The following is a 21564-nucleotide window of genomic DNA, read 5'->3' on the forward strand; positions in this document are numbered from 1 at the left end:
AAGACCCGGAAGATCTTCACCGCGTACCGCGGGTATCGGCGACGCTCCCTCTCCAGACTTCTTCTCGGCACCACGGTGAGTCCCCATGCACCCGTCCGATTCCCACCCTGACGCCGACGGCGTCGAATCCTCGCTCTCGTCAGACTCCGTGACGCCGAAGCCTGATCACGGAGAACACGTCGGCGAGTGGATCGGCCGCTACCGGCTTCTCCAGAAGATCGGAGAGGGCGGCTTCGGCGTCGTCTGGATGGCAGAGCAGACCGAGCCCGTTCGGCGCAAGGTGGCGCTCAAGGTCATCAAGCTAGTGCCCCGAATCAGAAGTTCGTCGCATTAGTTTCGCCTGTTTCGCTCCGTAGCTGCGTTGGCGAACCTTGGACGGAACTACTGCTACGCACTGCGGTTCGGACGCCTTGCTACGAAACGAAACAGACTGAAACTAATACGACGAACTTCTGATTCGGGGCACTAGGGATGGACACGCGCCAGGTCGTCGCGCGCTTCGAGGCCGAGCGGCAGGCCCTCGCGCTGATGGACCATCCGCACATCGCGAAGGTGATGGACGTGGGCGCCACGGACCGCGGGCGACCCTACTTCGTGATGGAACTCGTCAAGGGCAAGCCCATCGTCGAGTACTGCGACCAGAACAGTCTGCCCGTCCACGAACGCCTCGCTCTCATGGCCGAGGTCTGCCGCGCCGTCCAGCACGCGCACGGCAAGGGGATCATCCACCGTGACCTCAAGCCCACCAACGTGCTGGTGGGTACCCAGGACGGCCAGCCCAGCGTGAAGGTGATCGACTTCGGCATCGCCAAGGCGACGTCGCAGACGTTGACCGAGAAGACGCTCTTCACCGAGATGGGGCAGATCATCGGCTCGCTCCAGTACATGAGCCCCGAGCAGGCGGAGGGGTCCCTCGACGTCGACACTCGAACGGACGTCTACTCCCTCGGGATCATGCTGTACGAGCTGCTCACAGGAGGCACGCCGTTCGACCTCCGGAAGATGCGCGGCGTGCTGTTCGGCGAGATCCAGCGGCTCATTTGCGAGGTCGACCCGCCGAAGCCGTCGACGCGTATGAGCGAGTCGGCGGAGGTGCTGGACCATGTGGCCGCGCGACGCCGCGTCGCCCCGGAGCGGCTTGGTCTCGTGCTCCGCGGCGAGCTCGACTGGATCGTGATGAAGGCGCTGGAGAAGGACCGTTCTCGGCGCTACGGCACTGCGAACGAGCTGGGTCTCGACATCGAGCGCTACCTCGCCGGTGACGCCGTGCTCGCGGCCCCGCCCGGCGCGGGCTATCGCCTGCGCAAGCTGGTCCGTCGGCACCGTCTGCTCGTGGGCGCAGCGGCCGCGGTCGCGGTGGCGCTCCTGGCCGGCGTGATCGCGTTCGCCTGGCAGGCGCGCGTGGCCACCGGCCAGCGCGATCGCGCTCTTCAGGCCGAGGCCGAGGCCGAGGCCGAGGCGCGCGCGGATGAGCTGGAGGTCGTCGCGAGCTTCCAGGCGAACATGCTGGAGCAGCTCGATGCGACGACGGCGGGTCAGATGCTGACCGAGGATGTCATGTCGCGTCTCGAGTCCGCGCTGGAGAGTATCGAACCGACGAAAGAAGAGCGCAGCGAGAGGCTCGAGAGCTTCCGCCGCCAGTGGACGCTCGTGAACGCCGCGGACGCGGCGCGTGAGCTCATCGATCGGCTGCTCCTGCGTCCCGCTCTCACGGCGATCGACGAAGAGTTTGCGGAACAGCCGCTCGTGGATGCTCGGCTGCGCCAGGTCCTCGCGGACCGCTACCGCAAGCTCGGCCTCTACGACGCGGCGCTGCCGCCGCAGCTGCGAGCGCTGAAGATCCGGCGCGAGACGCTCGGGGAGGACGATCCGCGCACGCTGTCCTCGCTGGATCATCTGGGTCTCCTGCGCAACGCGCGCGGCGAGTACGATGCCGCCGAGAGAGACTTTCGCGCGGCGCTGGAGGGGGCGAGCCGCGTGCTCGGGGAAGAGCATCCCCAGACCCTGGAAGCCCTTTCCAACGTCGGGACGGTGCTCGCGTCGAAGGGGGAGTTCGGCGAGGCCGAGTCGTTCTATCGCGACGCCCTGGAGAAGCACAGGAGAGTGCTCGGCGACGACCATCGCGAGACGATCACCGCGATCAACAACGTGGGCTTCGTCCTGGACATGGCCGGCAAGCTGGAGGAGGCCGAGTCCTACTACCGAGACGCGCTGGAGACCGCGCGCCGCGTGCTCGGCGAGGAAGACGCCTACACGATGGCCTCCATGAACAGTCTCGCGGTGCTGCTGCACGTGGCGAGGCGCCTCGACGAGGCGGAACCGCTCTATCGGGAAGCGCTGGAGAAGCGCCGCAGGCTGCTCGGCGCAGAGCATCCCGACACGCTTTCCTCGCTCGCGAATCTGGGCGCGCTTCTCAAGTACCAGGGCAACCTCGAGGAGGCCGAGACGCTCTATCGCGAGGCGCTCGAGAAGAAGCGGCGCATCCTCGGCGAGGACCACCCCGAGACGCTCATCTCGCTGCAGAACCTCGGTTCCCTGCTGCGAGCGGACGGGCGTCGGGACGAGGCCGTGGCCGCGTACCGTGAGGCGCTCGCGGGCAGAACGAGGGTGCTGGGCCCGGCGCATCCGAGCACGCTGAACACCCTCTTCTCGCTCGCCAGCCTGCTGGCCGAAGGCGGCGACGACGCGGCGACCGCAGAGCTTCTTTTCCTCGCCGAAGTCGAACTACGAATCCTGGCCAGCGGGACCGGGGAGGGGGCCAGCGCCGCCGCTGACGCCCTCGCCGAGCTGCGAGCGCGCGCGTCGGCGAACGGAACCGAGAACGTCGACCAAGATCACCAGCGATAGCGCAGCCCGAGCGCCAGCACGTTCGACCCGCCGTCCACTCCGTCGAACGTTCCGAGAATTCCCGAGCGATGGTGGACGCGCACGAACGTGGCCCAGCTGTCCATCCAGGACGGCTTCCCTGCTCGCCTCGGCCGCGCGAACTCGAACTCGATCGCGATATGCCAGAGCAGCTGGGTGGATCCTGTGTCCGGGTGGAAGGCCTCCTCCAGCTCGGGGGTCTTCGTCGCCCAGGAGAGTCCGTTGCCGAATCCGAAGCTCGTGTCGACCCAGTGGTCCCAGGGAAAAGCCATCCAGCGAAAGAGCGCGAGGCCGCCGAGCTGCTGGTGATCCTGTTCGCCGAACCACTGGACGACGTTGCCCTCGACCTCCCATCGGTAGTAGGGCGACGAGTCCTCGATGACCTGGCTGTACGCAGCGGCCACGAGCGTGGCATCCTCGAAGCTGAGCGGCTTGAAGAGGCCGATCTCCTCCGGCAGAGAGTTGTCCGTGTAGGGGCCCGCGTAAACGCTGATGGCCTGCTCCTTCGGCGACTGGCAGGCGACCATGGACGCCAGGCCAAGCCCGGCGAGGAGGATGGGCACTGGGCTACCTGAAATGGGACGTGTCCTCATCCTGGCAGCGTATCTCATCTCCGATCCGGGTCCAGTTCAGGGAGCCCGGTTCTGGCCGCACCTTCGGCCCTTGCCATGGCATCAAAGAGAGAGATCCGTTGCCGAACGGCGTGCGGCGGAGTAGAACTCCGCCGCGCTTCCCAGCGCCTGACTGTTGCGCCCATTTCGGGAGCGAGGCCCGGCAGGGGCGTACGCATGCAAGACTCCGTCGTTCGCGTCAGGGATCGCTTCGTCGCCGTGGATCTGGAACTCGCTGCCTTCGCGAGCAGTTCCGGACTGGCCTGTCCGCCAGCGTGCGGCGCCTGCTGCCTCTCGCCCGAGGTGGAGGCCACGGTGCTGGAGATGGGGCCCATGGCCCAGGATCTTACGGAGGAAGGACGCGCGGACGCCATGCTTCAAGCGCTCGCCCTGGCCGACCTGGCTCCGGCCGCCAGGCCAGGCCGGTGCGTGATGTACCAACCGGACGCCGCCGATCCGAAGCGCGGCCGCTGCGGCGCGTACGCGGCCCGGCCTCTCATCTGCCGCGTCTTCGCCTTCGGAACGAGGCGCGAACGGAGCGGTCGCGTCGCGCTCGTCTCGTGCCGCACCATGCGGGACCTGGACCCCGTGGCGATGGCTAACGTGGAGGCCAACGACGTACTTCTCTCCAGGGCCCCCGTGATGTCGGACCACGCCCACGCGCTCGGGACGGACTTCCCCGGGTCGGAGGCGTACGCCCTTCCCATCAACGAGGCGCTTCGCATCGCTCTGGAGCGCGAACTTCTCCTTCGCCGGATGAGCGCCGCCAGCGATCGAGACGAACCGGAGACGGACGATTTCGACGGTGATGCCCCCGAACCCCCGGCCTCCGCTGCCTGAGGGGAGCCGCCGCGCCTGGGCAGGCGAACAGTTCACCCACAGTCCAGGCGCAGTCCAGGCATTTGGGAGGACGATTCGTTCCAATGGTCCCCCCATGTCTTCCCTCGAGCGCCTTCCGATCGACGATCTTCTGCCGGAGATCGTCTCGGCCATGCTGCCAGCCAGCACGGCCGGCACCTCCGGCGGAGGCGTGGCGGTGCTGGTCGCGGCGCCAGGCGCTGGCAAGACGACCCGCGTTCCGCCCGCCCTGGAAGCGGCCGGGCTCGGGCCGATCGTCGTGCTGGAGCCGCGCCGGATCGCGGCGCGCGCCGCCGCCCGTCGCGTCGCCGAAGAGCAGGGCTGGCGCGTCGGCGAGGAGGTCGGCTACCACGTTCGCTTCGACAGGAAGTGCGGGCCGAAAACCCGCGTGCTGTTCTGCACCGAGGGCATCCTGCTGGCGAGGCTTCAGGCCGATCCGTTCCTGGAGGGCGTCGGTTGCCTCGTCTTCGACGAGTTCCACGAACGCAGCCTCGACGCGGACCTCGCGCTCGCCATGGCGCGCCGCGTGCGCGCCGACGTGCGCCCCGATCTCGGCATTCTCGTGACGTCAGCGACGCTCGACCCGGATCCCGTGTCGCGCTTCCTCGGCGGCGCGCCCGTGCTGACCAGCGAAGGTCGGTCCTATCCGATCGATCAGCGCTTCCTGCCGCCGATCGCGGCGGCCGCCGGGTCGTTCACGGGCTCCGGGAGATCCGAGTCGCTGGAGGACCAAGTGGCCCGGGGCGTGAACATGGCGCTCGCCGAGACCGACGGTGACGTGCTCGTGTTCCTCGCGGGCGTGGGGGAGATCCAGCGCTGCGCCGAGCGGCTCGCGCGCATTCCGAAGATCGAGGTGCATCAGCTCTACGGCGACCTCGATCCGGCGGCCCAGGACGCCGCGCTGCGCGCCGGGCCGAAGCGCCGGGTGGTCCTCGCGACGAACGTCGCCGAGTCGAGCGTGACCGTCGGCGGCGTGCGCGCGGTCGTCGATAGCGGCGAGGCGCGCGTGCTTCGCCACGACGCGGGCTCGGGGGTCGACCGGCTCGTCGTCGAGCGCATCGATCGCGCCGCCGCCGATCAGCGCGCAGGTCGTGCTGGCCGTCTCGGGCCCGGCCTCTGCGTGCGTCTCTGGAGCCAGATCGACGACCGCACGCTCGATCCGTTCCTCGTGCCCGAGGTGCGGCGTCTCGATGTGGCCGCGCCGGTGCTGGAACTCGCGAACTGGGGCGAGACCGACGTGTCCGCGTTTCCGTGGTTCGAGCGGCCGCGCCCCGGTGCGATCGAGGGCGCGGTCGAACTGCTGCGCGGACTCGGCGCGCTCGACCGGCGCGGGCACATCACCGAGAAGGGGCGAGCGATGTCGCGGCTGCCGCTCCCGCCGCGGCTCGCCGCGCTCGTGCTGGCCGGCGCCGAACTCGGGGCGCTGGAGATCGCCGCGCTGGCGGCGGCGCTGCTCTCGGAGCGCGATCCGTTCCGCCGCCCGGGCGGCGGCGGGCCGCCGGGAGCCTCGCGGCGTGACGCCACGGAGTCGGACGTGTTCGAGCGCTGCGTGGCGCTGGACGGCGGACCTTCTGGACGGCACCTCGACGTCTCCCGTCAGGCCGCGCGCCAGGTCCAGCGCGTGCGCGATCAGATCCTGCGCAGCGTCAAGGAGCCGAAGGGCCAGCGCGCCCGGAGCGACGAGACCGCGCTGGCGAAGGCGCTCTTCGCGGCGTTCCCCGACAGGCTCTGCGTCAGGCGACGCGATGACCGGGAGCGCGCCGTGATGGCGGGCGGCAAGGGGCTCCGCATGGGCTTCGAGTGTGGCGTCACCGAGGCCGAGTTCTTCGTCGCGGTGCGGTTGATGTCGGGGCGCAGGCCCGGCGAGGAGGACATCGTGGTGATGGCCTCGGCGGTGGACCGCAGCTGGATCGACGGCGGCGAGGTGCGCGTGTCGCGGCGGCCCGTGTTCGACGCGGCCAGGGGCCGCGTCGTCGGGCGGCGGCGCGAGATGCTCGGGCCGCTCGTGCTCTCCGAGGCCGATCATCCGGACTGTCCCTCGGCCGAAGCCGAGGAGGTGCTCGTCGAGGCCGCGCAGAAGGATCCATCCCGCGCGCTGGGTCTCGATCGCCCGGAGGTCGCTTCGGTGCTGGAGCGCCTTCGCTTCCTGCGCGCGCACGTCCCCGACGTCGGCCTCCCGGACCCGAGCGAGGAGGCCTTCCGCGAGTTGATTCCGCAGATCGCAGGCGGCGCGCGGAGCTTCGCCGATCTGACGAGGCGCCCCGTGCTCGACCTCTTTCTGGGTTCGCTGACCCATCAGCAGCGCGTGGCCCTCGAACGCGAAGCACCCGAGCGACTGACCGTTCCGAGTGGAAGTCACATCCGACTGGCCTACGATGGCGAGCGTCCACCCGTGCTCGCGGTGCGCATCCAGGAGATGTTCGGCCTCGCCGAAACGCCGCGGGTCGCCAGCGGTCGCGTCCCGGTGCTGCTTCATCTTCTGGCTCCCAACGGAAGGCCGCAGCAGGTCACCGGCGACCTCGCGAGCTTCTGGAAGGACGCCTACCACCACGTGCGCAAGGACCTGCGCTCGCGCTATCCCAAGCACCCGTGGCCCGAGGACCCGCTGACCGCGCCGCCCACGGCGCGGGCCCGGCGGCGTCGGCGCTGACGTCTCCACTCTCGTTCCCCTGACCCCACCAGATCCATGACCACCCAAGAATCTCCTCTCCAGGGCAAGCGCGTCCTCGTCACCGGCGGCAGCAGCGGCATCGGCAAGGCGATCGCCGTCAAGCTCAAGGGACTCGGCGCCCACGTCGCGATCAACGGCCGCGACAAGGCCTCGCTCGACGCCGCTTCGCTGGAACTCGGTACGCGCGGCCTCCAGGGGGATGTCGGCGATGCTGGCGACGCGGAGCGCATCGTCGCGACGTTCGTCAAGGAGGCGGGCGGCATCGATATTCTGATCAACAACGCGGGCTTCGGGAGCTTCAACACCCTCCTCGAAACGACCGCGGAGGAGATGGAGTCGGTCTGGCGCACCAACGTGCTCGGCGCGTTCATGGTCGGCAAGGCGGCGGCCCGTCACATGGTCGATCAGCGCTCCGGCACGATCGTGAACATCGCGTCGACGGCGGGCCTCAAGGGATTCGCGCGCGGCTCGGCCTACGCGTCGAGCAAGTTCGCGCTGCGCGGGATGACCGAGTGCTGGCGCGATGAACTGAGGCGCCATGACGTGCGCGTCGTGCTCTGCAACCCGAGCGAGGTCATCACCGATTTCTCGCGTCGCGCCGGCGGATCCCAGCAGCCGAGCCCGAAGAAGCTGATCCCCGAGGACATCGCGGACGCGGTCGCGGGGGCGCTGGTGACGGACCCGCGCGGCTTCATTCCGGAGTTCTCGGTCTTCGCGACGAATCCGTTCTGATTTACGCTCCGGGTGTAACCGGAGCGAGAGGTCGATCGATCGAGACCGTGGAGCGGCGCACGTGCGTCGCCTGACATTTCACGGCTTGATTCCCACAGGAGAAGCGCCCCCATGGCCCTTCCACGACCGACTTTCTTCGTCGCCGCGCTCGCGGCGTCGATGCTGCCCGCGGCAGCTTTCCAGGACGCCCACGTACACTTCGGCGGAGCCTTCGCGGACGCGCCGCCGCTCATGCTCACGGGGCCCGGCACGGCCGCGGCGGGCCTCGGTAGCGGCGCGCCCGCCGCCGTCTTCAGCAACGTGCCGGGCTCGCCGTCGGCCCTCGTGCCAGGCCTCGGCGGCGTCGAGTTCGAGCCCGGGGTCCTGACCAATCACTTCGATCGGATCTACGGACACCCGAGCGGCCACTGGGTGCTGACGGCCCTCGCAGACCTGCCCTCGGCGCGGGACGAGTGCCTGATCGTCAGCGGCCAGCTCGTGATCCAGGAGGGGGCACCGGCGCCCTGGATCGGCGGTGCGGAGAACTGCGGGACGATCGATACGCGCTGCGCGGTGAACGCCTCGGGGGACGTGGCGTTCGCGACCAACACCTCGGGCACCGTGGACGACGACTTCGTGGCGACGCGGATCGCGGGCGTCTGGGGCCATGGTGCACGCGAGGGGGACACGCTGCCGGACGGTAGCGGCGCGGTGCTCGACGATACGATCGACTCCAGCGTGCTGCTCGACGACGGCTCGGTGGGCTACGCCGCGGACGGGCTCGACGGGACGGCGACGACGGACGTGGACGATGACGCGCTCGTGCTGGGTCAACAGGTGCTGATGCGCAAGGGCGTGACGGCGCCGACCGGCCAGCTCTCCGGTGGATCGGAGTTCATCGAGAGCTTCGATCTCGGCGACTTCTGGACCTCGGGCAGCGGGCTGCGGTGGCTCGTTCAAGGGGACCTGGAGGGGCCGACCTCCTCGGATGACGTCGTGATCGTCAACGGGGCGGTCGTGCTTCAGGAAGGCTATCCCGTTCCGAACTCAGGCTTCACGGAGCCCATCGATACCACGGGGATCGCGGGCGTCGCCATGGACGCAGCCGGCCATTGGTTCGCGCGCGGAGACAACGACCAGACGAACGTCGACTGGGTGGTGCGGGACGGAGACCTGGTCGCCGTCACCGGGAGCGTCGTGGTCCCCGGTGGGACCGAGCGCTGGAGCGACGCGCTCCTCGATGGCTGCTTCTTTGGCCACGTCGGCAACGCGAACGGGGACTACGTCGTGGCCGGGATGACGGATCATCCGGATCCTGCGCTCGACGCGGTCATCGTGCTGAACAACGGTGAGGTCGTCGCGCGCGAGAGCGATCCGATCGACCTCGACGGCAACGGGCTGCTCGATGACGGGGCCTTCATCGATGCGTTCGGAGACGACGATCTCTATCTCAGCGATGCCCGCGAACTCTACGTCGTCGCCACGCTCAAGGATGGCCTGGGGCAGCGAATCGGGCAGGCGCTGCTCCGCTTCGAACTCCGTCCGACCGTGGGCGTCGCGTACTGCGACGTCGAGCCGAACTCCCTGGGCCTTCAGGCCTCGCTCGGGGCGTATGGCTCGAGCTTCGCGGCCGACAACGAACTCACGCTCCTGGCGGGGAACCTGCCGCCGACGGCCAACGTGCTGTTCATGGTGTCGCGCACCCGCGGCTTCATCGGCCAGTGGTGGACCAGCGCCGGGAACCTCTGTCTCGGGGCTTCGGTGGCTCGCTTCGCCGGCCCCGGAGAAGTGCTGTCCGCAGGAAGCGCGGGCGACGCTTGCCTCCACGTGGATCTGAACGCGATTCCATCCTCCAGCGGCGCCGTGGCGGCGACCGCCGGCGACACGTTCACGTTCCAGTGCTGGTACCGCGACCACGACGGTCTGGGAGCGACCACCACGAACCTGACGAACGCGGTGGAGGTGCTGTTCAGGTAGCGGCGGTGTAGGAGCTCGCGAGCTGCGACCGAAGGCGGCCCAGGTGGTGATTCTGGAGGGCGCGCTTTCGCGCGGTCTCGCCGAGCTCGTGCCGGAAAGCCTCGTCGGCCAGGCGGTCGAGGGCCTGGATCACGGCGTCCACGTCGCCGGGGGGCGTGAAGAGCGCAGCGTCGCGGCCCACCAGCTCGGCCACGCCGCCGGGGTCGGCGACGGTCGCGGCGCGGCCGCAGGCGAGGGACTCCAGCAGCGCGACCGGGATCAGCTCGGTCGCCGAGTGCAGGGCGAAGGCGTCGATACGGCCGAAGAAGCCGGGCGCGTCGAGGACTCGGCGGCGTACGAAGAGCACATCAGAGCCCTTCGACTCCTCCCGAAGAGACGGGTAGAGGGAGCCGTCGCCGACGAGCATGAGGGCAGTCGGGCGGCCGCTGGCGTGGCGCCTCTGGACGGCATCGATCAAGACGCGATGGTCCTTGCCGGGCTCCGCCCGCATGAGCGAACCCACGAGCAGGGTGCCGGGGTCGGGGAGGCGGGCGCTGCGCCAGGAGGACTGGACGTTCTGGGGGTGAAAGCGCTGGGTGTCGACGGCGGCGGCGCGCAAGACGGGGGTGGCGCCGGCGGCGTGCCAGGGAGCCAGCAGGGCAGGGCTGGCCACGAAGAACTCATCGACCTCGCTGAGGTCGAGGGACGGTTCGCTACGGGCGCCGAAGACGCGGCCGAGCAGACCCCTGGGCTCCCGGGCAGGGATCAGGGGCGCGTCGAACAGCTGGGTGACGACGCGGAGCGCGCCCTTCGTGCCGGAGATCGTGTGGCGCCTGGCGGCGAGCGCCAGCGGAAGGTCGGCCGCGCGATAGACGAGGAGAGTCTGGGCGGAGCGTGACTCGGCCAGGTCGGCCAGGCGTTTCGCGCGGACGGCCGTGCTCTCGCCCAGGAGGCCAAGGAAGTGGGCGGGGGTCGCGGGCGCGAGGAAGTCGCGTTCGACGTCGAGAGGGCGCTCGGTGAGAACGATCTCGTCGGAGGCCTGATCCATGCGCTCATGACGCACGAGCTCGATGACGAAGCGCTGGATGCCGCCGACGCCCTGGTCCGGAAGGAGGTGCAGGACGCGAACGTCTTGCATGGGGGCGGAAGCGGAAGGCATCTTTTGGGGGGTCGGGGTCAGAGGAGGCCGAGTCGATGGAGTTCGGCAGCGAGGGTCGTCGCCAGGAGCGCGGTGCCGTCGTTGGAGAGGTGGACGCTGTCGGCGAAGAGAGTTTGCTGGCCGGTTTCCGCGACCTGCGCGGCGGCGGCGGCCTCGAGAACGGGCTTCAGTTCGACCAGGGGGACGCCGCGCTCCTTGGCCACCGTGCGGACGATCTCGGTCATCCGGCCCTGGGCGGCGCGACGAGTCTTGCCGGAATCGAGGTGCTCTCCCTCCGGATCGGGGGAAAAGATGCCCTGGGTCATGAGCACCGGGCGCGCGCCATGGGCTTCTGCGACGGCCAGGAGGGATACGAGGTTGCGCTGGAAGTTGATGAAGCCCGTCTCGGGAGGAGAGCGGAGTTCGGGAGGAAGCTCACGGCGCGCGAGAGCCAGGCCGGTTTCGCCGGGCGGGACGACCTTGGTGACGTAGCCGAGATCGGCGCGCTGGCTGAGGTAGTCCGTCGCGTACTTGCGCCACGCGAGGTAGAGCATGCTCTTCTCCAGAATGGGTTCGATCGGAGAGGGGCGGTAGGTGGACCAGCTGAGCCGGTAGTGACGGTTGTCGAAGGTCGGGTCGGGCCAGAGAGCGCACTCGGCATCGTTCGTCGAGAGATAGATGAGTACGATGTCGGGCCGGTAGGGGAGGACGCGGAAGGCGAGGTTGCCGAGGGACTCGAAGCTGTTGAACGAGGGAACGCCCGCGTTGATGACGTCGACCGCGCGCGGACTGAGTTCGTCGGAGAGGATCGCCTGGAGGCGCGCGGGCCAGGCAAACTCGTCTTTCGTGGGGCCGGTGCCGTAGGTGCTGGAGCCGCCGATGCAGGCGATACGGAGGCCGCCTTCGGGCTTCGCGAGTGGGACCTCGGCGCCGCGGAAGCCCGCCGAGTTGTGGGAGACCTCCTTCTTCCTGGGGTTGCCGTATCTGCCCGGCTTGGGCGTGAGGATCAGGTAGGGGTGGGGCTCGAACTTTTGGTGCTCGAGGCTCGTGAGGTAGACGGGGTCGAGCGTTTCGCGCTTCAGGCCGGGGATCTCGAGGAACCTCGGGACCGTCTCGAAGAGCGCGAGGAACGCGATCAGCACGAGAAACAGCTTGCCGAGAACGCGGCCGAGGACGGCGCCGCTGTCTCCGCGGCGTGCGCCGGGCAGACGGCCGAGAGAGGCGTGACAACTTCTGGGGGAGACGGTGCGCATGGGCCCCGAATCGTAGAGACTTGGGGGCCATGGGAAAGACACGAATTGCAACGGCTGCGCTGGTCACGCGCGGATCGGGACACGGCGTCGAAGTGCTCTGTGTCCGTCGGAATCCGATCCTTCGATTCTTCGGAGGCTACTGGGCGTTTCCGGGCGGCGGCGTCGACCTTGCGGACCATGACGGCGAGCCAGATGCAGACGTGGCTCACCAGCGGTGCTCGTTCCGGGAACTGTTCGAGGAAGTGGGTCTGCTGGATGCGCGGCTGGCGCCCGCAGGGTCGCTGCGCGCGGGACTTCTGGAGCGGGACAGTGCGCCTGCGAGCCGGGCCTTCCGTGGCTACCTCGATGGGGCCGTGGAGGTCCTGGAGGCGGCTGTTCCCTTTGCGCGTCTGACGACGCCGCCGTTCGCGCCCGTGCTTTACCGGACGCGCTTCGTGCACGTGGCGCTGGAGAGTCTCGACCTCGGAGGCCTGGGAGCATCTGGGTGGGAGCCGGAGGTGATCGAGGGAGAGCTGGTGGAGGGCTCGTTCTGGACGCCCGCCGAGCTACTCGCGTCCTGGACGCGGGGCGAGCGCCTTGTCGCACCGCCCGTGGTGTTCATGCTGGAGCACCTCGCAGAGCTGGGGCTGGAAGGCTTCCTGGAGGAGATGCCGGGGCTGGCGGCGGGCCTGGAAGCGGGCAAGCTCCATCCGATCCGGAATGTGCCCGGGATCATCATGGCTCCGCTGGCGACGAAGACGCTGCCGCCGGCCACGACGACGAACTGCTACCTAGTGGGTGAGGAGCGCTTCTTCGCGGTCGATCCCGCGCCGGTGGACGAGGCGGAGCAGGCGCGGCTCTTCGATCTGATCGACGAGCGGATCGCGGGAGAGGGTGGGGAAGCGCCGCGGGATTTCGTCGGCGTGCTCCTGACCCATCACCACCCCGATCACGTGGGAGCCGTGGAGGCGACGGCGCGGCGCTACGACGTACCGGTGCTGGCGCACGAGGAGACGTTCGCGCGGCTCGCGCTATCGGTCGAGAACCAGCGTCCCTTGAACGATGGCGTGAAGCTGCCGCTCGGCACCGCGCCGGACGGAACCCCTGGCTGGGTGCTCACCGCTCACCACACGCCGGGCCATGCCCCGGGTCACCTCGTGTTCACCGAGTCGCGCTACGGAGCGATGATCGCGGGAGATCTCGTCTCGACGGTGTCGACGATCGTGATCGATCCGCCGGAGGGGAACATGGGGCAATACCTGGAGAGCCTGGAGCGGGCGGCGTCCCTCCTGGGCGAGAACGCGGTGCTACACCCGGCCCATGGCCCGGTGGCGAGCGACGGCCGGACGCTGCTGCACCGCTACGTGGAGCACCGCCAGCGCCGCGAGGATGCGCTTGTGAAGGCGCTGGAGGAGGGCGTGTCGGAAGAGTCGGATCTGGTCGCCCGCGTTTACGCCGACGTGGAAGCGCATCTCCACCCGATCGCAGCGAGGTCGCTGCGAGCGGGTCTGGAGAAGCTGGCCGAAGAGGGTCGAGCCGAGGAGCTGAGTTCCACGCGGTGGACGTCCGGGAGCGCCGGTCAGTGCCCGCCCGCCAGGTAGAACAGATCGACGCCCATCGATTCGAACAGCGTCGTCAGTAGCACCAGAGCGATACTGACGAGCGCGGCGGCGGCGAACACGGACGCGCCCGCGAGCATCGTGTCGTTGTCGCCGTCCTCGCGCCGGGAAGCCCTCTCCTCGTCGTTCTTGCCGGCGGTGTAGACGCGCATCACGACCCACTTGATCATCCCGCCGAGGAAGATCGCCGCCGATGCTGGCACCCCGATCAGCATGCCGATGCCGAACCCGAACAGTGACGGCATCCACGCTGCTGTCTTCGGCCAAACCGTCAGGAACGCGTAGAAGGAGCCGATCACGCTCACGAGTACGATCGCCCAGATCAGCTCCGACGACGGGCTGAACCCGCCTGCCGCCGTCTCTCCCATCGCCGCCCAGATGGTCGCACCTGGCGCGGGAAGGGAACTCTCCGCGCCGATGCCGAGCTGTTCCAGAAGCAGGTTCAGGATCGGGATCGACGCGATCGCGCCCACCGCCGTACCCACGAACTGCACCGAGGTCTGGTGCGTGGGGTTGGCGTCGACGAGGTAGCCCGTGCGGTAGTCCTGCATCATGTCCACCGCGGTGCTCGCGAGCGTTCCGCCGACGACCGCCATGCCGAGCATCGCGAGCACGCGGTACTCCCCGATGTCATCGGAGATGAGCCAGAAGAACGCGGACAGCAGCACGATCGCCACGAGGCGCACGGGGTTGATGTCCGTATCGCCGGTCACGCGCCCGTTCACCACGCACATCGGCCAGGCCACCGCCGCGACGATCGCTGATACGTGGTACGGCATGTGAAAGACCGACTTGGCCAGGATGGCCACCGTGATCGCCCCTGCGAGGAACATCAGCCCGAAGAGCGGGAATCGGCCCTTGGGCGTTGCGTGGTGCGTCACGCCCGGCGTGAAGCCCGAGGGAACCACGGCGGGCTGGCGATAGAAGTAGGCGAACAGGATGGTCGCGAACGTCGGGATCGTCAGCACGGCGATCGCGGTCCATTTCACCCAGTCGCCGGTTTCCCCTTCGAGCGCTCCGCCTGCCAGTCCGTCGACGATCAGAAAGGGCGTGACGAGTGCGCCGAGCAGCATCCCGATCCCGACCCGCGGGCCGACGACGATGCCGATGCCGTAGTACAGGGGATCGATCCCGACGCCCATGTCGTGACCGCCCAGCTTGAAGTTCAGGTCACCGACGAGCGCGTGCCCACCCCTCGAGCCGGTGATCTTCGACGGGATCGTCAGCACCGAAGCGATCAGGCCCCAGAAGGTGAGAAGCCACACCGGCCGGTTTCGCTCGCCCGGCGCCAGCTCCCTCGCGACCGAGGTCTGGATGACCGCGCACGCGGTGCCCGACGGAAAGAAGTACCCGACCATCGATCTGCGCACCGATGAACCGACGATCGCTCCCATCCAGCCCATCCCGATGAACAGGATGATGAGCTGCCACGTGGGCGGCCGAAACGTTGGATCGACGATGTACACGGCCGCGTAGTTCGCGACCGCGAAGCCGACGCTGCCGCCCGCGCTCGCCATCGTCTGGCCGAGGTTCAGCGTGTGCACCGATGTTCGCTGGCCGCTGATCACCTTCAGCACGGCGAACGCCGCGAGCACCGCCACGATCGACCCGGTGTCGCCCCAGCCGATCAAGAGCGTCGTGTAGATGTTCGTGGAGGCCAGGGCTGCCGCCAGCACGGCGAAGGTGATCCACGCGCCAGGGCTGAGGGTCGGGAAGACACGCGAATCCGGGCCCGAGGTTCCGTAGTACACGGAGCCGGCGGCCGGGGCGTGGGGGACTTCAGCCGGGCCGCCCTGGGGAGGCAAAGGGGGCGGGCCGCTCGGGAATGATTCGCTCATTCTGCCATTGAACCGATCGACGCCGTGGGACGCCAGCGGCGACCGTTTGCAGCCTCCCGATCATTCCTCGGCTGCGCGCGGGCTCGTGCTGTCATCGGCCTTCGCCATCTCGGCGAACACGCGGGCTGCGGGCCGGTAGCCGACGTAGGCCGAGAACCAGTTGATCAGCACGACGAGCCGCGAGCGGAAGCCGATCAGGAAGATGAGGTGGATGAAGAGCCAGGCCATCCAGGCCAGGAATCCGCTGAGGTGCCTGCCGCGGAAATTGGCCACGGCGGAGGCCCGACCGATCGTCGCCATCGAACCCTTGTCGGTGTAGTGAAAGGCCTCGGTCCCGCGACTCTTCATGAGCCGCTGGATCTGGTCGCCCGCGTGTCGGCCCATCTGCATTGCGGCAGGAGCGACTCCAGGGATCTGCGCCCCGTACTGTTCGAAGTGCGCCGCGTCTCCGATCACGAAGACCTCCGGATGCCCGGGCATGGAGAGGTCCCGCTCGACCTGCACTCTCCCCGCGCGATCCGTCTTCGCACCTGTGGCGCCGAGCATCCTGGACGCCTGGACACCGGCGGCCCAGAGGACCGTCTTCGCTGGCAGGAACTCCGCTTCTCCGATGGTCACGCCCTCTTCGGTGATGTTGGAGACCATGGCGCCCTTGCGCACGGTCACGCCGAGCGACCGCAGCTGATCCTCTGCCTTCTCGGAGAGGTCTTCGGGGTAGGCGAGCAGAACCCTCGGGCCGCCCTCGATCAAGAGGACCTCCGTTCCGCGCGGATCGAAGTGTCGAAAGTCCTTGTCGAGGATCTTGCGCGAGAGTTCCGCCAGCGCACCCGCCAGCTCCACGCCCGTCGGTCCCGCGCCCACGACGACCATCCGAAGCCAGGCGCGCTGCTCCTCCGCGTCATCGGTGACCTCCGCACTCTCGAACGCGCGGAGCACCTTCGCCCGGATCTCGTGCGCGTCCTCCAGGGTCTTCAGGCCGGGGGCGACCGCGCCCCACTGGTCGTTGCCGAAGTACGAATGGGTGGCTCCGGTGGCGATGACCAGATAGTCGTATCCGAGGCTTCGATCGCCCATGGCGATCGTCTTCGTCTCGGGGTCGATTGCGGTCACCTCCGCGTAGCGAACCTCGGTGTTCTTTTGCTTGCGCAGGATCCGGCGGATCGGCGAGGCGATGTCCGGTGCCGCCAGCCCCGCCGTGGCCACCTGGTAGAGCAGCGGCTGGAACAGATGGTGGTTCTGTCGGTCGATGACGACGATCCGGGCCTTGACCTTCCGAAGGGCCTTCGCCGCCGCCAGTCCTCCGAACCCGCCTCCGAGAACGACGATCGTGGGAAGGGCACTTTCGCCCGCGAATTTCGGCTCTCGTTGGATGGTTGGGGTCACCCGGGGAGCATAGGACGGCAGCCGGGGAATCCAGCCGCGCCCGCGCCGATCCTGCGGCGTGATTCCGCGCGGCACGGATCGAATGAGGGCCACTCGGATCCGTTCCAGGCCCCGGAAGGCACCGCATACGAGGATATGGCAGCCCGGTGAAGCTATTAAGTGATTTCCCTAATTGGGGCTATGCCTCGAGGCCAATAGCCCCTGTCAGCCAGGGAAGCAAGTACGCGACGTGCTCGTCAACTGGCTCGGCCCCAGGCCGACCTCTCATCCAGATCACCCACCCGCACTTCATGGAACCCACTGCCTTCGAAAGTCATGGGGGGTTGGAGCATCAGCTCGCAGCCCTCTACCAGGAGCGTGAAACCCTCGAGCAGGTGCTCGGCGTTTCCGACGCCCAGCAGCTCGTGGACATGGTCCAGAGCATGTCTGCCCAGCTCGAGTCGCTGTACGCGGAGCGAGAAGCACAGTCGAAGGAAGACGTCCAGGTCTCGCTCAGCTCGCAGCTCGTTCCGCTGGCCTCGGGCCTCTCGGCCGCACTCGGCAAGGTCGAGGTTTCACTCGAGGGCAAAACCGGCCCGCTGACGTGGCGCATGCGCTGCCGCGCGATCTGATTCGACGACTCGCCACCCACCTGTTTCTGTCGACCCCCCAAGACTCTTTCCAAACCCCAGCATCATGTCCGCGACTCTCAACACCGCCATGGCCTCCCAGGCCTCCAAGCTTGCCGGCAACAGCTTCTGCGACCCGTCACTCGCGCAGAGCATCCCGACCATGTCTCCTGCCGGTATCGACGGCCTCGACTTCGGCGTCGTCAAGGTCGACGACGAAGGCAGCATCCAGCTTTACAACAAGTACGAGTCCGAGCTCGGCGGCCGCACCCCGGCTTCCGTGGCCGGCAAGAACTTCTTCACCGAAGTCGCCGTCTGCACGAACAACGCGCTCTTCCGCGGCATCTTCAAGGAGGGTGTCGAAGCCGGCACGCTGAACCACCTGTTTCCCTACACGTTCACCTACAAGATGAGCCCGACGCCGGTGAAGGTCCACCTCTACCGGGACGCTGCGAGCAAGACCAACTGGATCTTCGTGAAGAAAAGCTGAGAGCCGCACGTCTTCTAGCTGCTCCAGCAACCGATGAAATGCAAATCCCTGTCGCACCGCCCCTGAAGTCGACGCTCTTCGCACGATTTCATGATCAGTCGACGCCTCTCTTTCGCTCCAACGAAGAGATGATTCCTGCCGCGTCCCTTTGGACCGGATCACGGGTATGGGTCGAACGAATGCGTGGGCTGGGGTTTCGAGCTGGCGATACCGTGGGCGTCGACCTCGCGCCCGGCGCGGCGGTGATGCAGGTGTTGCTCGCTTGCTGTTGGATCGAATGCGACGTGCTCCTTGGCTCACGGTGCCCCGGCGGCGACTCGCCCGCGGGGGATCAGGAGCCCGGTGGTCGCGTGTTCCTCCACGGCGATGGATCCGGCCAGAGCTCGCTGATCCCCTCGGGGATCGCCGGGCCTCTACCGAAAGGAACTGAACCTGATCGGCCTGCGCCTGCTTCATTGCACCCGGCATGGGCCCTCTCCATCGATCGCGTGCGAACCGCCTTTACCAACGCCTCTCACGCAGGCGAAGGCAAGGTCGTGCTCGTGCCCACTGGCTGGACGGAGCAGGCGGCCTTTCTGCGCCAAGTGCTCCCTGCTCTCGCCAGCGGCTCCATCCTCATCGAGGAGTCGGCCGCTGATCAGAGCGCTCACCTCTCACCGGAGATTCACTCCGGTCACGCTTACCTGGCGCCCTTCAGCGCCTGACCCCAAACCTACCCCATGGCCAACTACACCAACTGCCGAGCCGCTCTCGTCTCCTCTGATATCGAAAAGAGCTGGGCGACCATCATGCGCGACCTTCCCGAGGATTCCTCGGCGGCCGCCAACGAGCTTCAGTCCTGGATCGAGTCCGTTCGTGACGAGACCGTCCACCTGATCGATGACATCTCCTCGCTCGATTCGAGCTCCCTTCACCTGGCGCTGCGCCTCGTGGAACTCCGGAGCCAGTGGGCGATGCTCAACACGCGCCTCAACTTCAAGATGATGAAGGGAGAGCCCTACGACACGCCAATGGCTTTCCGCGGATCGCTTCTGACCACGGTCACCGAGGTGATCGAGAACGCCCTTCCCCAGGACGACATCGACGTGATCACGCGCTTCCTGGGGAACCCCGTCAAGTCGGACGTGGTCGAACTGGGCGTCGTCAAGGCAGCCTGATCATTGGATGGAAAGTGGCGGCACCGAACCCGGCTCGATTCCTCCACCTCCAGCCGTTTCCCGGGGGGCGTCAGCGCCGGATCGCGAGCACCGTCTTCAGGAGGCCCGCCGTGAACGGCGTCAGCTTGGTCCGATTGAACCGATCGCCCGCTCGCCGTATCGCGTCGGCGACGGTCGGGTAGGGGTGAATCACTCCGCTGAGCGTACCCAGGGTCGTTCCGTGCTGGACCGCCGTGACCAGCTCGCCGATCATCTCCCCGGCATGGGAGGCGACGACGGTGCCGCCGAGCACCTTGCCCTTCTTGTCGTGCAGGATCTTGACGAAGCCTGACGTCTCGGCATCGACGACCGCGCGATCGTTGTCCTCGAGTTCGATCTCGATGACCGCATGCGCCACGCCCTCGGCCTTGGCCTGAGCTTCGGTGAGACCCACGTGGGCCACCTCGGGATCCGTGTAGGTCGCCCACGGGATGACGAGATCGCTCGCCTTCTGGCGACCGAAGAACAGCGCGTTTCGGATCACGGTTCGCGCCAGGAAGTCCGCCGCATGGGTGAACTGGTACTTCGAGGCCACGTCGCCCGCCGCGTAGATCCGATCGTTCGAGGTCTTCAGGCGATCGTCCACGGTGACGCCCTTGCGTGGATCGAAATCCACTCCTGCCGTCTCCAGTCCGATCCCCTGAACGTTGGGAGCACGTCCGATGGCGAGCAGGATCTCCGCCGCCTCGATCGTTTCGGCTTCCGAGCCGCTCCCGACGACCACGCGCTTCCTGCCGTCGGTGGTGGGGGCCTCGAACCGCTCGACCCTCGTGCTCAGCCGCAGCTCGACGCCGTCCTGGAGCAGCGCCGCCTGAACGACCTCGGCCGCCTTCGGATCGTCGTTCGACATGATCCTCGGACCACCCTCGACGAGGGTCACCTTCGAGCCGAAGCGCGCAAACGTCTGGGCCATCTCGCAGCCGATCGGCCCGCCGCCCACGACGATCAAGGACTCCGGGAGCTCGGTCAGCGAGAACAGCGTCTGGTTCGTCAGAACGCCCGCGTCGGCAAGCCCCGGGATCGGCGGCATCGCGGCCTTCGCGCCGGTGGCCACGACGGCGCGAGCGAATTCCAGGGTCTGTCCGCCGACCTCCAGCGTGCTCTGACCGGTGAACCGGCCCTCGCCGAGGAACACGTCCACGCCGAGTTCGGTGAAGCGCTTCGCCGAGTCGTTCCGCGCGATCTCGGATCGACGGGCGCGCATGCGCTCCATGATCGCTGCGAAGTCGACCGTGACCCCTTCGGCATGGACCCCGAGGTGGCCCGAGTTCCGCGCTTCCTTCGCGGCGCGGGCCGACCGAATCAGCGCCTTGGACGGCACGCATCCGGTGACGAGGCAGTCGCCGCCGAGCAGGTCTTTCTCGACGAGCGCAACGCGCGCGCCGACGCCTGCGGCTCCAGCGGCTGCCACGAGGCCGGCGGTCCCGCCGCCGAGCACGACGAGGTTGTAGCGTCCCTTCGGCGTCGGCTGCGGCCAGCCCTTGGGATGAACGAGATCTCGTAGCTTCTGATTGGCCTCGTTCAGCGGACGAAGCTCGGGCAGTGTGTTCGAATCCATGGTGGGGTCGCTTCCTGGCGGGGGATCAGGCGTCGGCGGAGAGGTCCGTGTCGGCTTGCATGCGCGAGCGCGCCATGCGAGTGAGCACCACGGTCACGACGAGCGTCGCGAGAAGGCCTGCGATCATCAGCGCCCACTCGAAGGGGCCGCGCTCCTTCCCGCCCGCCACGTCGCGACCGATCGCTCCGAAGTAGACGTAGAGCAGCGTGCCGGGCAGCATCGCGACCCAGCTCACGAGGATCGCCGGCACGTAGCGTACGTTCGTGAGCCCGAGCAGGTAGTTGAGCGCGCTGAAGGGTACGACGGGCGACAGTCGCAGCAGTCCCACGATCTTCCAGCCGCCGTCGGCGATGGCGCGGTCGATGGCCTGGAACGACTTCCGCTCGCTGGCGAAGCTCTGGACGCGCTTCCGGAACAGGCTTCGCGCCAGCGGAAAGGCGAGCGCCGCGGTGGCGGTCGACGCGATCGAGACCACGACCGTTCCGAGCCCGAGGCCGAACAGCGCGCCCGCGCCGATCGTGATCGCGGAGCCCGGGATGAAAGCCAGCGCCGCCACGATGTAGAACGCGCCGTAGGCCAGCGGACCCCAGGCGCCGAGGGACTCGACCTGGCCGTTGACGGCCTCGATCCAATCGGCGGTGGGGAGCAGGCGAACGCCGGCGATCAGGGCCGCCGCGCCCGCGACCCAGGCCACGCGCTGGGGCCATCTGGAGCCTGAGCTCGAATCAGGGGCGGCCCCGGAAGTGGATCCGGAAGTGGATCCGGGTTCGGTAACGGACGGGCCGGTTTCGTGGCTGGCACTCATGGTGATCTCGTGACTGCTCATGGTG

General features: G+C 68.1%; 18 protein-coding genes. 11 read left to right on the forward strand and 7 right to left on the reverse strand.

Annotated features, from left to right (window positions below; genetic code table 11):
• Positions 1 to 85 precede the first annotated feature (85 nt).
• Together Poly30_RS07980 and Poly30_RS07985 are read left to right on the forward strand one after the other, a co-directional pair.
• Complete coding sequence (locus Poly30_RS07980) at positions 86 to 334, forward strand: hypothetical protein (RefSeq protein ID WP_145196055.1); 249 nt, start codon at positions 86 to 88, stop codon at positions 332 to 334.
• Between the two features lie 137 nt (positions 335 to 471).
• Positions 472 to 2847, forward strand: a complete 2376-nt coding sequence (locus Poly30_RS07985; protein WP_145196058.1) for a tetratricopeptide repeat protein — start codon at positions 472 to 474, stop codon at positions 2845 to 2847.
• On the opposite strand, the gene Poly30_RS07990 is transcribed toward Poly30_RS07985, so the two are convergent.
• Complete coding sequence (locus Poly30_RS07990; protein WP_145196061.1) at positions 2835 to 3428, reverse strand: hypothetical protein; 594 nt, start codon at positions 3426 to 3428, stop codon at positions 2835 to 2837. The two genes, Poly30_RS07985 and Poly30_RS07990, sit on opposite strands and share 13 nt — an antisense overlap.
• 225 nt (positions 3429 to 3653) lie before the next feature.
• Between Poly30_RS07990 and Poly30_RS07995 the strand changes: the two genes are divergently transcribed.
• From Poly30_RS07995 to Poly30_RS08010, 4 genes are all read left to right on the forward strand, one after another.
• On the forward strand, positions 3654 to 4316 hold the full coding sequence (locus Poly30_RS07995; protein WP_419191106.1) for a YkgJ family cysteine cluster protein: 663 nt from the start codon (positions 3654 to 3656) through the stop codon (positions 4314 to 4316).
• 94 nt (positions 4317 to 4410) lie between these two features.
• Positions 4411 to 6984, forward strand: coding sequence for an ATP-dependent helicase HrpB (hrpB, locus tag Poly30_RS08000; RefSeq protein WP_419191107.1), 2574 nt, complete (start codon positions 4411 to 4413; stop codon positions 6982 to 6984).
• A gap of 36 nt (positions 6985 to 7020) precedes the next feature.
• Entirely contained in the window at positions 7021 to 7737 is a 717-nt protein-coding gene (locus tag Poly30_RS08005; RefSeq protein ID WP_145196070.1) for an SDR family oxidoreductase, read from the forward strand.
• A gap of 111 nt (positions 7738 to 7848) precedes the next feature.
• Positions 7849 to 9693: a hypothetical protein gene (locus Poly30_RS08010; protein WP_145196073.1), complete on the forward strand. Its 1845-nt coding sequence runs from the start codon at positions 7849 to 7851 to the stop codon at positions 9691 to 9693.
• On the opposite strand, the gene Poly30_RS08015 is transcribed toward Poly30_RS08010, so the two are convergent.
• Positions 9686 to 10810 (reverse strand): glycosyltransferase, encoded by a 1125-nt coding sequence (locus Poly30_RS08015; RefSeq protein ID WP_419191108.1) that lies wholly within the window; start codon positions 10808 to 10810, stop codon positions 9686 to 9688. The two genes, Poly30_RS08010 and Poly30_RS08015, sit on opposite strands and share 8 nt — an antisense overlap.
• A gap of 38 nt (positions 10811 to 10848) precedes the next feature.
• On the reverse strand, positions 10849 to 12063 hold the full coding sequence (locus tag Poly30_RS08020; RefSeq protein WP_145196079.1) for an SGNH/GDSL hydrolase family protein: 1215 nt from the start codon (positions 12061 to 12063) through the stop codon (positions 10849 to 10851).
• A gap of 29 nt (positions 12064 to 12092) precedes the next feature.
• On the opposite strand from Poly30_RS08020, the gene Poly30_RS08025 reads away from it, so the two are divergent.
• A complete protein-coding gene (locus Poly30_RS08025; RefSeq protein WP_145196082.1) occupies positions 12093 to 13643 on the forward strand; it encodes an MBL fold metallo-hydrolase in 1551 nt (516 codons plus the stop codon).
• Here Poly30_RS08025 and Poly30_RS08030 read toward each other — a convergent pair.
• Both Poly30_RS08030 and Poly30_RS08035 read right to left on the reverse strand, forming a co-directional pair.
• Complete coding sequence (locus tag Poly30_RS08030; RefSeq protein ID WP_145196084.1) at positions 13622 to 15499, reverse strand: OPT/YSL family transporter; 1878 nt, start codon at positions 15497 to 15499, stop codon at positions 13622 to 13624. The genes Poly30_RS08025 and Poly30_RS08030 overlap by 22 nt on opposite strands.
• Positions 15500 to 15559: 60 nt before the next feature.
• The gene (locus tag Poly30_RS08035; RefSeq protein WP_419191109.1) at positions 15560 to 16882 is read right to left on the reverse strand and encodes an NAD(P)/FAD-dependent oxidoreductase; all 1323 of its coding nucleotides are present in this window, start codon (positions 16880 to 16882) and stop codon (positions 15560 to 15562) included.
• Positions 16883 to 17172: 290 nt separating this feature from the next.
• Here Poly30_RS08035 and Poly30_RS08040 point away from each other — a divergent pair, with 290 nt between their 5' ends.
• The 4 genes from Poly30_RS08040 (at position 17173) to Poly30_RS08055 (ending at position 19137) form a co-directional block, all read left to right on the forward strand.
• Positions 17173 to 17493, forward strand: a complete 321-nt coding sequence (locus tag Poly30_RS08040) for a hypothetical protein (RefSeq protein ID WP_145196086.1) — start codon at positions 17173 to 17175, stop codon at positions 17491 to 17493.
• A gap of 64 nt (positions 17494 to 17557) precedes the next feature.
• Positions 17558 to 17980 carry a photoactive yellow protein gene (locus Poly30_RS08045; RefSeq protein WP_145196088.1) on the forward strand — a complete coding sequence of 141 codons (423 nt, stop codon included), beginning with the start codon at positions 17558 to 17560 and terminating at the stop codon, positions 17978 to 17980.
• A 488-nt stretch (positions 17981 to 18468) separates the two neighbouring features.
• Positions 18469 to 18684 carry a hypothetical protein gene (locus Poly30_RS08050; protein ID WP_145196090.1) on the forward strand — a complete coding sequence of 72 codons (216 nt, stop codon included), beginning with the start codon at positions 18469 to 18471 and terminating at the stop codon, positions 18682 to 18684.
• 15 nt (positions 18685 to 18699) lie between these two features.
• Positions 18700 to 19137 carry a hypothetical protein gene (locus Poly30_RS08055; RefSeq protein ID WP_145196093.1) on the forward strand — a complete coding sequence of 146 codons (438 nt, stop codon included), beginning with the start codon at positions 18700 to 18702 and terminating at the stop codon, positions 19135 to 19137.
• Positions 19138 to 19207: 70 nt separating this feature from the next.
• Here Poly30_RS08055 and Poly30_RS08060 read toward each other — a convergent pair whose 3' ends face one another.
• Together Poly30_RS08060 and Poly30_RS08065 are read right to left on the reverse strand one after the other, a co-directional pair.
• Positions 19208 to 20734, reverse strand: coding sequence for a mercuric reductase (locus Poly30_RS08060; protein ID WP_145196095.1), 1527 nt, complete (start codon positions 20732 to 20734; stop codon positions 19208 to 19210).
• A 25-nt stretch (positions 20735 to 20759) separates the two neighbouring features.
• Positions 20760 to 21560 carry a TVP38/TMEM64 family protein gene (locus Poly30_RS08065; protein ID WP_145196097.1) on the reverse strand — a complete coding sequence of 267 codons (801 nt, stop codon included), beginning with the start codon at positions 21558 to 21560 and terminating at the stop codon, positions 20760 to 20762.
• Between the last annotated feature and the right edge of the window lie 4 nt (positions 21561 to 21564).

Source organism: Saltatorellus ferox, assembly GCA_007751475.1.
Lineage (GTDB): Bacteria > Planctomycetota > UBA1135 > UBA1135.

Coding starts and splice junctions, on each gene's coding strand:
- Poly30_RS08030 (WP_145196084.1), bottom strand. CDS start 15,499: ATGAGCGAATCATTCCCGAGCGGCCCGCCCCCTTTGCCTCCCCAGGGC.
- Poly30_RS08020 (WP_145196079.1), bottom strand. CDS start 12,063: ATGCGCACCGTCTCCCCCAGAAGTTGTCACGCCTCTCTCGGCCGTCTG.
- Poly30_RS08055 (WP_145196093.1), top strand. CDS start 18,700: ATGGCCAACTACACCAACTGCCGAGCCGCTCTCGTCTCCTCTGATATC.
- Poly30_RS08040 (WP_145196086.1), top strand. CDS start 17,173: ATGGAACCCACTGCCTTCGAAAGTCATGGGGGGTTGGAGCATCAGCTC.
- Poly30_RS07980 (WP_145196055.1), top strand. CDS start 86: ATGCACCCGTCCGATTCCCACCCTGACGCCGACGGCGTCGAATCCTCG.
- Poly30_RS08010 (WP_145196073.1), top strand. CDS start 7,849: ATGGCCCTTCCACGACCGACTTTCTTCGTCGCCGCGCTCGCGGCGTCG.
- Poly30_RS07985 (WP_145196058.1), top strand. CDS start 472: ATGGACACGCGCCAGGTCGTCGCGCGCTTCGAGGCCGAGCGGCAGGCC.
- Poly30_RS08065 (WP_145196097.1), bottom strand. CDS start 21,560: ATGAGCAGTCACGAGATCACCATGAGTGCCAGCCACGAAACCGGCCCG.
- hrpB (WP_419191107.1), top strand. CDS start 4,411: ATGTCTTCCCTCGAGCGCCTTCCGATCGACGATCTTCTGCCGGAGATC.
- Poly30_RS08015 (WP_419191108.1), bottom strand. CDS start 10,810: ATGCAAGACGTTCGCGTCCTGCACCTCCTTCCGGACCAGGGCGTCGGC.
- Poly30_RS07995 (WP_419191106.1), top strand. CDS start 3,654: ATGCAAGACTCCGTCGTTCGCGTCAGGGATCGCTTCGTCGCCGTGGAT.
- Poly30_RS08005 (WP_145196070.1), top strand. CDS start 7,021: ATGACCACCCAAGAATCTCCTCTCCAGGGCAAGCGCGTCCTCGTCACC.
- Poly30_RS08045 (WP_145196088.1), top strand. CDS start 17,558: ATGTCCGCGACTCTCAACACCGCCATGGCCTCCCAGGCCTCCAAGCTT.
- Poly30_RS08025 (WP_145196082.1), top strand. CDS start 12,093: ATGGGAAAGACACGAATTGCAACGGCTGCGCTGGTCACGCGCGGATCG.
- Poly30_RS08060 (WP_145196095.1), bottom strand. CDS start 20,734: ATGGATTCGAACACACTGCCCGAGCTTCGTCCGCTGAACGAGGCCAAT.